Source organism: Acinetobacter sp. NBRC 100985 (assembly GCF_000241225.1).
In the GTDB taxonomy this organism is placed as follows: Bacteria; Pseudomonadota; Gammaproteobacteria; order Pseudomonadales; family Moraxellaceae; genus Acinetobacter; species Acinetobacter venetianus.
Genome location: NZ_BAEB01000022.1, coordinates 82,207 through 92,093 on the forward strand (window position 1 = coordinate 82,207; position 9,887 = coordinate 92,093).

A 9,887-nucleotide genomic window follows, 5' to 3' on the forward strand; every position below is an offset into this window, starting at 1 on the left:
CTAAATCATTTGATCAAATACATTTATTTCCTCAAACTCGGTAGTTATATTTTTAGGTGACGGTTAATTCAATGACAATTTCAACTGATAATGTGCAAAAAAAACCAAAAGCGCCAAAAGAACGTCAATTTAAGGGCTTATCTTTAACTGAGCGCAAAGAAGTGCGCCGCGAAAAGCTGATCGAAGCAGGGATTCATCTATATGGGACAAATGGCTTTTTTTCAGTCACGGTGAAAGATGTTTGTAATGAAGCCAAACTGACTGAACGTTATTTTTATGAATCTTTTAAGAAAAGTGAGGAGCTTTTCCAAACCGTTTTCTTAAAAATGATTGAGAAAATGCAAAATTGCCTTACTCAAGCTGTTCTTATGGCGGCACCTGAACCTAAAAATATGGTCACAGCTGGATTATCTGCATTATTGAATGCAATTAAAGATGACCCTCGCATGGCACGTATTATTTATATTGATGCGATGCTGGTACAGGATTTACATAACCAAGCAACCATCCAAGAAACGTTGACCCAGTTTGATCGGATTATTCAAGGCTTTGTCATGATCACCATGCCGAATGCACCTCAAAGTGCCGAAGAAGTTTCATTAATGGCTACAGGACTGAATGGTTATGTGACACATATTATTATTCGTTGGGTCTCTGAAGGCTTTAAGCAGCCCTTAGCAGATGTTTTATCGGCATGTTGTGCGGTATTTTTATCTTTCATCGAGACAACATCACAAAAAAATTAAAATCGTTTTACAGTTTTGTGACAATCAAAACTGTTAAAATGCATTGATATTAACCAAATGAATTTATTTGCATTATTGTTAAACAACTTGTCATCATCTGGTCACTACTGTGACGCATAATTGTCACAATTTATTGCTAAATTCGACTTTATTAACTCTTTTGCAATGATATTGTCATAATTAATCTTTGTAATAAGCCTGTCATAACAACAAAACGGTTCACCGTTACAGATTTAAGGGTATTGCGCTGTGAAAGATGACTATATTTTAATTGTCGATGATGAGCTACCGATTCGTGAAATGATCCATACCTCTTTGGATATGGCAGGCTTCCAATGTTTACAAGCTGAGGATGCAAAACAAGCGCATCAGATTATCGTTGATCAGCGTCCTGCACTTATTTTGCTGGATTGGATGCTGCCGGGTGGTGTCAGTGGTGTAGATCTTTGTCGTCGCCTCAAAAGAGATGAAAATTTAGCTGAAATCCCTGTGATTATGCTGACTGCACGTGGCGAAGAAGACCATAAAGTTCAAGGTCTTGATGCTGGTGCAGATGATTATATGACCAAACCATTTTCAACACGTGAGCTGGTTTCGCGTATCAAAGCTGTGCTCCGTCGTGCCAATGCACTCAGCGGTGAGAAAGTGATTGATGCCAATGGTTTAATGCTTGATCCTGTCAGCCAACGCGTGAGCTTTGGTAACAGTATTTTAGATATGGGGCCAACGGAATATCGCTTACTTGCTTTCTTTATGACCCATCCAGAACGTGCTTACACACGTGCCCAACTACTTGACCAAGTTTGGGGTGGAAATGTCTATATTGAAGATCGTACCATTGACGTGCATATTCGTCGTTTACGCAAAGTGTTAGAACCTTTCGGCGTTGATCGCTTTGTGCAAACGGTACGTGGCACAGGTTATCGTTTCTCTACACGCGCTGATTTAGCAGCAGGTTAAAATCCTATATGTATGAACCCTATCCCGTCCCTGAACTGGCACGTGAACATCAACAGTTTCGCTACAGCAGTTTATGGACGTTTGCAAAACAAGATTTAAGATTACTGCTGTTTTTCTTATTGATTGCGAGCTTAATTGGATTTGGGATTGAATACTTTTGGAGCTGTATTTTTGCTGCATTTGTACTGTTTTTCTTATTGCAGCTTCGCTCACTCTATCTCGTCAATGACTGGATTTCTAATCGCCCCTATGATGCCCCACCGAATTTAAGTGGGATTTGGGGTGCACTACTGTTCAATGTCTATCGAGCACAACGCCAAGAGCGTATCGTTCAAGCAGAAATGGTCGGCTTAATTGATCGTGCTCAGTCTTCTTTAGTTGCTTTAGCAGAAGCAGTAGTTTTGATTGATGATCAGCATCAAATTGAATGGTGGAATCCAGCAGCAGAGAAGCTATTGGGCATCAATCCTTCCGATCGTGGACGGAATTTATTGTCGATATTGCGCCAACCTCACTTCATTGAATATTTCAAAAATAGTGATCAAGCACCTGATGGCATTCGTCTACAAGCACTGATGGATGAAGAGCGCTATGTTCAGGTGAAATTGACCCGCTTTGGCGGTGAAAGCCGTCTTTTGGTCGCCCACGACATTACCCGTATGCACAACCTTGAGCAAATGCGTAAAGACTTTGTCGATAACATTTCACATGAATTACGCACTCCACTCACGGTGTTAAGTGGTTATATCGAAACCTTTACTGATCAAGATGACATTACCCCACGTTGGAAGCGTGCGTTTACCCAAATGCAATCTCAAACCAAACGCATGAATGCATTGGTCAATGATTTATTGTTGTTATCTAACCTAGAAAATAATAAAAAAATTGCGAAAAATCAGATCATTGATATGGCTAATCTGATGAATCAATTGTTTGATGATGCCCGTGCTTACAATTTAGATTATGGTCATACCCTTAATTTAGATATTGATAGCCACTGCGATCTGATTGGTTCGGATATGGAAATTGCCAGCGCATTTAGCAATTTAATTACCAATGCCATCAAATACACACCCAAAGGTGGAATTATTACCATCGGCTGGCATGAAGATGGTGATCAAGCCTATTTCAGTGTGCAAGACAATGGTATTGGGATCAACCCTAAGCATTTGCCCCGATTAACAGAACGCTTTTACCGTGTTGACAGTGCACGCAGCCGACAAACTGGTGGAACAGGCTTAGGCCTTGCCATCGTCAAACACGTGTTAATGCAACATGGTGCGCATCTTGAAATTAGTTCAAAAGAAAATGAAGGTTCAACCTTTACCGCAGTTTTTCCAAAAGAGCGTTTATACCGCATGGTCTAAAAAATAAAGGGAACTGCTCAGTTCCCTTTGAATATTACGCTATCATTACAAAATAATAAGAATATAATAACTCGTTGTTTCATTTCGCTATTTCTATACTTTATCTCGATCTAAAAACTCATGATGAATACTCGTTTTCTCCGTAATTTTGTCCTATTTCTTGGACTAAGTACTCCCTTTACTGTTCACGCAACACCCTTTGACCCGCTGATTGGAACTTGGAAAGTCGTTGATTCACGTACAGGTTCATACCTATCTGATATTGTGATTCGAAGAAATTCCAAGACTGAGCAATATAGTGCTGTGATTGTCAAAATGTACCCTTCAGCTCAGGAAACTGTTCCAACCACATGTACGCCATGTTCAGACTCATTAAAAGACCAACCTATTATTGGAATGGAAGTTTTGACAGGCTTAAAAATGCTGACTCAAAATGAAGAGTTTGGGCAAGGGGTTTGGGTCAATCCTTATGATGGTTATAAATACAGCATCAATGGACGTTTGAGTAAAACAGGCAAGATGCTTAATATTAATGCAAAAAATCCAAGCAATAATACCTTTCGTAATATGACATGGATTCGCTTATAATTTTTTAGTACTAAAACAATAAAAATGAGTGATTAAATACACTCATTTTTATTGAATAAACTGACTCAAGTTCTATTCAGAAAAATCAAATGCTAAATCAATGACTCGGCTTAGTATTTAATTCTTTAGACTCTAAAAGATGACTCGGTAAACCAAAGATTAAATCAAAAAAATAATTATAAATAAATGTAAAGCATGGGATAATAATCATTAAACTAAAATCCAATAAAAATGCTTTGCTTAAACTAATCTGCATCCACCATGCAATCAATGGAATTAAAATCGTAATTAACACCAACTGAAAGCCAATCGCATGTGCCACTCGTCTTTTCACCGTTCTAGTTTTAGAGACTTGTCTTTTTTCCCATAACTCGAAAACGTAGTTATAGAAAAAGTTGACCGTCACGGCGATCACGGCAATCAAAATCGACAAAGGGCCTGTATGGCTGAGTGTGGTTCCTGACAGTGCAGCCAAAATCATGGCACAGATAAAAAAGCTGAGTACTTCGTAGAAAAATACATAGATAACTCTTCTTTTCGTTCCTTGCATGACAACACCTAGCAATCAATAAAAAATTGGATTTTACGCTTTAATTCTGATAAAAAAAGTTAATCGTTATCAGATTTAATGACAAGGGATTGCATGAGACTCAATCGTGAACAGCTTGAACTAATCCTTGAAATTATTGATCGCGGTAATTTTTCGGCGGCAGCACGCGCATTGAATCGCGTTCCTTCAGCAGTGAGTATGGCGATTGCCAATTTAGAAGCAGAACTGAATTTAAAACTTTTTGAACGAAGTAAAAATCATCTCGAACCGACAGAGGTTACGCTTTCAATTGAACCACATGCACGATTGATCGTGACAAAAATGCGCCAGCTCGACATGCATTTAACAGAACTTTCCACTGGTTTAGAAACCCGTATTTCAATCGGTATTGCTGCTGATATGAATCAACGTTATTTACTGGCTGGTGTTGAACAATTGATACAACTTTATCCGCTGTTAAATATTGAAATGGTGTGTGCGCCACAACAAGAACTTAAAGCACGTTTGCAAAATAATGAAATTGATCTCTATGTTGCCTATAGTTCTTCTGAACTAGATAAAAATGAACGTTTCCGTTTATTGGGTGTAGAGAAATTTGTTGCTGCCATTTCTCCAAAAGATGCACAACAACTCAAAGATCACGATAAAAATGAACTGACCATGCTATCCGAGTTACGGCAAATCATCGTCGCAAGTAAGCATTATCCTTTGCCTGATCGTCGTGTCTTGGTTTCAGATGCATATTGGTATAGCGATAATTTAGCGATGGCCATCAATATGGTTGAGCAAGGTATGGGCTGGGGTAATTTCCCGCTTTCCATCGTGAGTGAACATTTTTCTAAGCAAAGTTTGATTCGTTTAGAGTTTAGTGATACCACCAATGGTCTCGATATGCCCATTCATGCAATTTGGCCAAGTTACAAACCGCTGAGTAAAACACTTCAGCATTTAATTCAACTTTGGGAAAAACAAATTTAAAGCATCATAAAAAAAGCCCGACATCCTGTCGGGCTTTTTCGTATTTCGCACTTTAGGTATAACTCCTGTCGTACCTCACGTCCTGATGCTCAAACTTATTATTTTTGTTTTATGTTTTGGAACTTCCTGTTCCTGATGAGTTCATATTAGGCAATTTAACTTAAGCTGAAAATGGGACATTGACGTTAATCTATGTAGGAAATGGCTTACAGAATAGTTTTATGCTTGGCAAGAAATACCAAACATGCTTAAAAAGCAGCTGACTTATTTCTAAGTCTAGTTTTGGGTGTTTTTAAGGAATATGTAAAATGCACGAGCATTTGATTTAATTAAAACAAATAAGATTGGTTCCGCATAACGGCCATTATGTTAAATGGTATTCATTTATCGTTTAATCACATCATTAGGAGTTAAATAAATTTCTGATTCTTCACCTTGCACAGTAGCTTTTAATTTTTTTGATATATCAATCATTTTACCAATAGCTTCAGGTGTTGGATTTTTCGTTAGTAAGTCACAAGAGTTACGGTCATACCATAAAGAAAACTCTTGTGCATCAATGGATACAAGAAAGTCTTCTTCTGAATTTTGAAGATCTATCGTTACTGTTGAGTCTGTTTTTAAATATGTGTTCCATTCTTGTTTAGTAATACATTCTCCATCATTAAAATAAAACTCTTTTTTTGTTATATACATATTATAGCCAGCATAGGTAATTGGGCTAATCATTAAAAGGACAGGAATAATAAATTTTAACATTGGATCGATGGTCTCTAAAGGAACTAGAATTTAATTTTTCCTAAAATTAACATAATACGCCTTATACAAAATACTTAAAAACAAAAAGCCCCTATATAGGGGCTTTTATAATGTTATTAATTAAACCGAATGCCCCAACCGCTCACCCATGACCACAGTCGAGTTCGCTTTAAACTGCTGTTCCCATACCATTTTATCTTTTTCAAATAAAACCACAGCAGTAGAACCTAAGTAGAAACGACCTAACTCTGCACCTTTATCCAACTGCATTTGGTGATGTTGTAATTCAACCTTACCTGAAGGTTTTACCTTACCTGTTGCAACAGTTTCAATCCCAGCCACAATCATCGCGCCAACTAAAACCACTGCCATGCGACCAAGTTCGGTATCAAACAAACACACCATACGCTCATTACGCGCAAATAGACCCGGTACATTTTCAGCAGTCGTTTGGTTGACTGAAAACAACTCACCTGGAATATATAAAGTTTCGGTCAAAGTACCCGATAAAGGCATATGTACACGGTGATAATCTTTCGGTGATAAATAAACTGTTGCAAACTGACCATCTACAAATGGCTTTGCCAGTTGTGGATCGCCAATTAATTTCTCAACAGAAAAGCTCTGACCTTTGGCTTGAAAAATATCACCTGCTTCAATCTTACCTAACTGAGAAATCGCACCATCCGCAGGGCAAACAATACTATCTGCTTGTTCATCAATACCACGCGCACCATTTTTCAGAGCACGAGTAAAAAACTCATTAAATGATTTATATTGATTTGGATTTGTTTGCTCAGCAATACTCATGTCAATGCCGTACTTTGCTTTGAACGCTTGAATCACAGCAGTTTTCACCACAAAATTTTCGCTTGCAGCAACTTTACCTACCACACGGCTCAGTTGATGTTGTGGCACAAGATTTTGTGCTTTGATAAACAATTGTTTTTTTAAATCTGCTGCAAAACTCAAGATGGTGACTCCCCTGAAATAATAGGACTATCGAGGCGATTGCCCCATTCACTCCACGCACCATCGTAGGCTCTGACTTGCCAATTGAGCAATCTTGCCAAAATATACGCTAAGCCCGAACGATGATGAGACTGACAGTACACCACCACAGGTTGTTGTAAATTAAAGCCTAATTGTTCTAAACGTTGTTGTGTGCGTTCAAGCGGGTGTAATTTTAGATGATTTTCACGATTAAGGGCAGTGCTCCACTCAAAATGCAGTGCATTTGGAATGTGACCGCCACGTCGCGCAGCCAAACGTAACCCCGTATATTCTTCATTGGTACGGCAGTCCCATAGCTGAATATTCTGAGTTTGAACGTGTTCTAATAATTCGTTGTATTCAATCCGATGCTGTTGAACTGTATCCAAATCAACTTGTAAAGGATCAGCAACAGGTACGACAGTCTCAACTTCTGCCGTTGTTGGCAAACTTGCCCCCAGCCAACCATGAATTCCACCATTAATTAAACTGGTACGGTAGAAACCAAGACAATGTAAATTCCAAATCAAACGTCCTGCCCAAGCTCCGCCCTCATCGTCATACACAACAACATGATGCTGTGGCGAAATATTCAACTTTTCAATAAGTGCTTGAAGCCCTTCAATATCAGGCAATACACCATTAGCATTTTCTTGTTGAGCAACCAAATACTTAGGTTGTAAATGAATAGCATGGGGAATATGAAGTTGCTCATATACCGATGCTCGGCTGAGATCGACCACACGGATCAACTCATGCCCCAAATAGGGAACGAGCTGTTCAGGTTCAATCAGTAAATCAAGTTTAAAATCTACGTCAGTCATTGTTATGCTGTTTTATCATCCGCCTTATGCGTAATTTTAGCATAGCCGACTTTTTATCTTTGTCTGATTTTTTGCATTGATTTAGCAGAAAAGGAGATATAGCAAAAAGTTTAAAGATTATGGACTAAAAGTATAAAATTTACTGGTGCGGAGGCGGCATGGATGCCGCCCGTTGAACTGCGGCATCAAGGATGTGCCGTCAGTTCAACAAATGCCTTTGGTTACTTTGGGCAAAACCAAAGTAACTTACCGAAGGTCTATCCTGAAAATTGATGAGAATTAGATAAGACACTGTAATGTCTCTACTCAACCTCCTCAATTTCAAACACCTGACGCAAATACGCCAAAAACGTTTCATTATCGCTCATGGTCTTGCCCGAACTATCCGAAATCTTCGCCACAGATTGACCATTACACTCCACCAACTTCAACACGATATTCAAAGGCGTTTGCCCCATATCATTGGTCAGATTCGTACCAATCCCAAAGCTTACTTGGAAACGATCTTTAAAATATTGATGTAATTGCCATGCTTTCTCTAAATTCAAACCATCACTAAAGGTCAACATCTTGGTTTTACTATCAATTTTCAACTTACAATAGTGTGCATAGGCTTTATCACCCCATTCATAAGGGTCGCCACTATCATGACGCAAACCATCAAACAGCTTGGCAAAATACAAATCAAAATCACGCAAGAATGCATCCATGCCGACCACATCTGTCAAGGCAATACCCAAATCCCCTCGGTACTCTTGCACCCATGCTTCTAGGGCAGCCTTTTGGAAATTACGCAATCTAACATCAAGCGCCTGAAAAGCCTGTAAAAACTCATGTGCCATGGTTCCAATCGGACTGATCCTCAATTGTTTTGCCAATAGCACATTACTGGTACCACGAAAAACTTTCGGTGCTGCTGAATGAAATGCTTGTACGACATGTTTTTGCCATTCAAAACTATAACGACGACGTGTCCCAAAATCCGAAACTAAAAATGGAGGATCATTTTCTTGCTGTTGTTCTGCATATTTTTGCAGTTGTAGCAGTTTTTGCTGTAAACGTCGTTCACCTTCAACAAAAACCTCATCATGACGAATTCTACGGAAATACAACTCGTTGACGATCGCCAACACAAAAATCTCAAACATCATCGCTTGAACCATCGGCCCTTCGATACGAATATCTAAACGACCCGCTTCATCTATACTGGCTTTGATAAAACGGCGCTTGAGTTGGAATAGTTCTAAATAATCAACAAAGTCACTTTTAATAAAACGCAATGAGCGTAAATATTGCAGCTCATCCTCAGCAAAACGAAGCTCACATAACACATCCAATTGATGATTCAAATCATCCAAGATCTCAACCAGAGGATAAACCGTATCGTCTAAATTTCGGCAACGAAATAAATAAACACTGTGCGCTTGTGGGAACTGATGTAATACCACTTGTAACATGGTGAATTTATATAAGTCAGTATCAAGTAAAGATCGAATAATCGCAGACATGGATGATGGTTTTAACCAATTCTTTTGCATAATATTTCTATTTATACAACCAAATAGCCAATCTTGAATAGTAGACTTTTGCTGCACAGCTCATTTTTGCCCAAACTCTCTGTTAAACTGACCTGTCTTTTTTCAATCGATCATTTCCTCTTATGCGCGCATTAATACAACGAGTTCTTGAAGCTAAAGTGGTTGTTGACGGTCAAACCACGGGTGAAATTCAACAAGGTCTGTTGGTCTTTTTAGGATTAGGGAAAGAAGATAATTTAGAGAAAGGCAAAAAGCTGATTGATAAGATTTTAAAATATCGCGTCTTTGATGATGAACAAGGGAAAATGGGCTGGAATATCAGCCAAGCCAATGGCGGTCTATTACTGGTATCTCAATTCACGCTAATGGCACAAACACAGAAAGGTTTACGTCCAGACTTTGGCCCAGCGATGCCACCAGCAGAAGCCAAAGCACTTTATGAACAACTGGTTGAGTATGCTCAGCAACAGTTCGAAAATGTTCAAACAGGAATTTTTGCAGCTGACATGAAAGTCCATCTTATCAATGATGGACCCGTCACATTTAACTTAGAAATTGAATAATACATGAGAATAAAAAANACT

General features: G+C 38.7%; 11 protein-coding genes. 6 read left to right on the top strand and 5 right to left on the bottom strand.

The window, feature by feature from the left end; genetic code table 11:
• Positions 1–71: 71 nt before the first annotated feature.
• The 4 genes from ACT4_RS08695 to ACT4_RS08710 all read left to right on the top strand — a co-directional run bounded on the left by ACT4_RS08695 (position 72) and on the right by ACT4_RS08710 (position 3,661).
• Complete coding sequence (locus ACT4_RS08695; RefSeq protein ID WP_007481442.1) at positions 72–746, top strand: TetR/AcrR family transcriptional regulator; 675 nt, start codon at positions 72–74, stop codon at positions 744–746.
• A 249-nt stretch (positions 747–995) separates the two neighbouring features.
• Positions 996–1,706 carry a phosphate regulon transcriptional regulator PhoB gene (gene phoB / locus ACT4_RS08700; RefSeq protein WP_004659793.1) on the top strand — a complete coding sequence of 237 codons (711 nt, stop codon included), beginning with the start codon at positions 996–998 and terminating at the stop codon, positions 1,704–1,706.
• Positions 1,707–1,714: 8 nt separating this feature from the next.
• The gene (gene phoR / locus ACT4_RS08705) at positions 1,715–3,073 is read left to right on the top strand and encodes a phosphate regulon sensor histidine kinase PhoR (protein WP_004878136.1); all 1,359 of its coding nucleotides are present in this window, start codon (positions 1,715–1,717) and stop codon (positions 3,071–3,073) included.
• A gap of 120 nt (positions 3,074–3,193) precedes the next feature.
• The gene (locus tag ACT4_RS08710) at positions 3,194–3,661 is read left to right on the top strand and encodes a DUF2147 domain-containing protein (protein ID WP_007481445.1); all 468 of its coding nucleotides are present in this window, start codon (positions 3,194–3,196) and stop codon (positions 3,659–3,661) included.
• 97 nt (positions 3,662–3,758) lie between these two features.
• Here the strand turns inward: ACT4_RS08710 and ACT4_RS08715 are convergent, their stop codons facing one another.
• A complete protein-coding gene (locus ACT4_RS08715; protein ID WP_007481446.1) occupies positions 3,759–4,211 on the bottom strand; it encodes a PACE efflux transporter in 453 nt (150 codons plus the stop codon).
• Positions 4,212–4,304: 93 nt separating this feature from the next.
• Between ACT4_RS08715 and ACT4_RS08720 the strand changes: the two genes are divergently transcribed.
• Entirely contained in the window at positions 4,305–5,189 is an 885-nt protein-coding gene (locus tag ACT4_RS08720; protein ID WP_007481448.1) for a LysR family transcriptional regulator, read from the top strand.
• Between the two features lie 384 nt (positions 5,190–5,573).
• Here ACT4_RS08720 and ACT4_RS08725 read toward each other — a convergent pair whose 3' ends face one another.
• The 4 genes from ACT4_RS08725 to pncB all read right to left on the bottom strand — a co-directional run bounded on the left by ACT4_RS08725 (position 5,574) and on the right by pncB (position 9,273).
• On the bottom strand, positions 5,574–5,948 hold the full coding sequence (locus tag ACT4_RS08725) for a hypothetical protein (protein ID WP_004878140.1): 375 nt from the start codon (positions 5,946–5,948) through the stop codon (positions 5,574–5,576).
• A 120-nt stretch (positions 5,949–6,068) separates the two neighbouring features.
• Positions 6,069–6,920 carry an archaetidylserine decarboxylase gene (asd, locus tag ACT4_RS08730; RefSeq protein ID WP_007481450.1) on the bottom strand — a complete coding sequence of 284 codons (852 nt, stop codon included), beginning with the start codon at positions 6,918–6,920 and terminating at the stop codon, positions 6,069–6,071.
• Positions 6,917–7,765 carry a sulfurtransferase gene (locus ACT4_RS08735; RefSeq protein ID WP_007481452.1) on the bottom strand — a complete coding sequence of 283 codons (849 nt, stop codon included), beginning with the start codon at positions 7,763–7,765 and terminating at the stop codon, positions 6,917–6,919. Before ACT4_RS08735 ends, asd begins: the two co-directional genes overlap by 4 nt.
• A gap of 302 nt (positions 7,766–8,067) precedes the next feature.
• On the bottom strand, positions 8,068–9,273 hold the full coding sequence (gene pncB / locus ACT4_RS08740) for a nicotinate phosphoribosyltransferase (protein WP_034604835.1): 1,206 nt from the start codon (positions 9,271–9,273) through the stop codon (positions 8,068–8,070).
• Between the two features lie 152 nt (positions 9,274–9,425).
• Between pncB and dtd the strand changes: the two genes are divergently transcribed.
• Complete coding sequence (gene dtd / locus ACT4_RS08745) at positions 9,426–9,866, top strand: D-aminoacyl-tRNA deacylase (RefSeq protein WP_007481455.1); 441 nt, start codon at positions 9,426–9,428, stop codon at positions 9,864–9,866.
• Positions 9,867–9,887: the final 21 nt, after the last annotated feature.

Excerpts from the sequence above, each read along its gene's own strand:
- ACT4_RS08725 (WP_004878140.1), bottom strand. The coding sequence starts at position 5,948 with ATGTTAAAATTTATTATTCCTGTCCTTTTAATGATTAGCCCAATTACC.
- pncB (WP_034604835.1), bottom strand. The coding sequence starts at position 9,273 with ATGTCTGCGATTATTCGATCTTTACTTGATACTGACTTATATAAATTC.
- ACT4_RS08720 (WP_007481448.1), top strand. The coding sequence starts at position 4,305 with ATGAGACTCAATCGTGAACAGCTTGAACTAATCCTTGAAATTATTGAT.
- ACT4_RS08735 (WP_007481452.1), bottom strand. The coding sequence starts at position 7,765 with ATGACTGACGTAGATTTTAAACTTGATTTACTGATTGAACCTGAACAG.
- ACT4_RS08715 (WP_007481446.1), bottom strand. The coding sequence starts at position 4,211 with ATGCAAGGAACGAAAAGAAGAGTTATCTATGTATTTTTCTACGAAGTA.
- phoR (WP_004878136.1), top strand. The coding sequence starts at position 1,715 with ATGTATGAACCCTATCCCGTCCCTGAACTGGCACGTGAACATCAACAG.
- ACT4_RS08710 (WP_007481445.1), top strand. The coding sequence starts at position 3,194 with ATGATGAATACTCGTTTTCTCCGTAATTTTGTCCTATTTCTTGGACTA.
- ACT4_RS08695 (WP_007481442.1), top strand. The coding sequence starts at position 72 with ATGACAATTTCAACTGATAATGTGCAAAAAAAACCAAAAGCGCCAAAA.
- dtd (WP_007481455.1), top strand. The coding sequence starts at position 9,426 with ATGCGCGCATTAATACAACGAGTTCTTGAAGCTAAAGTGGTTGTTGAC.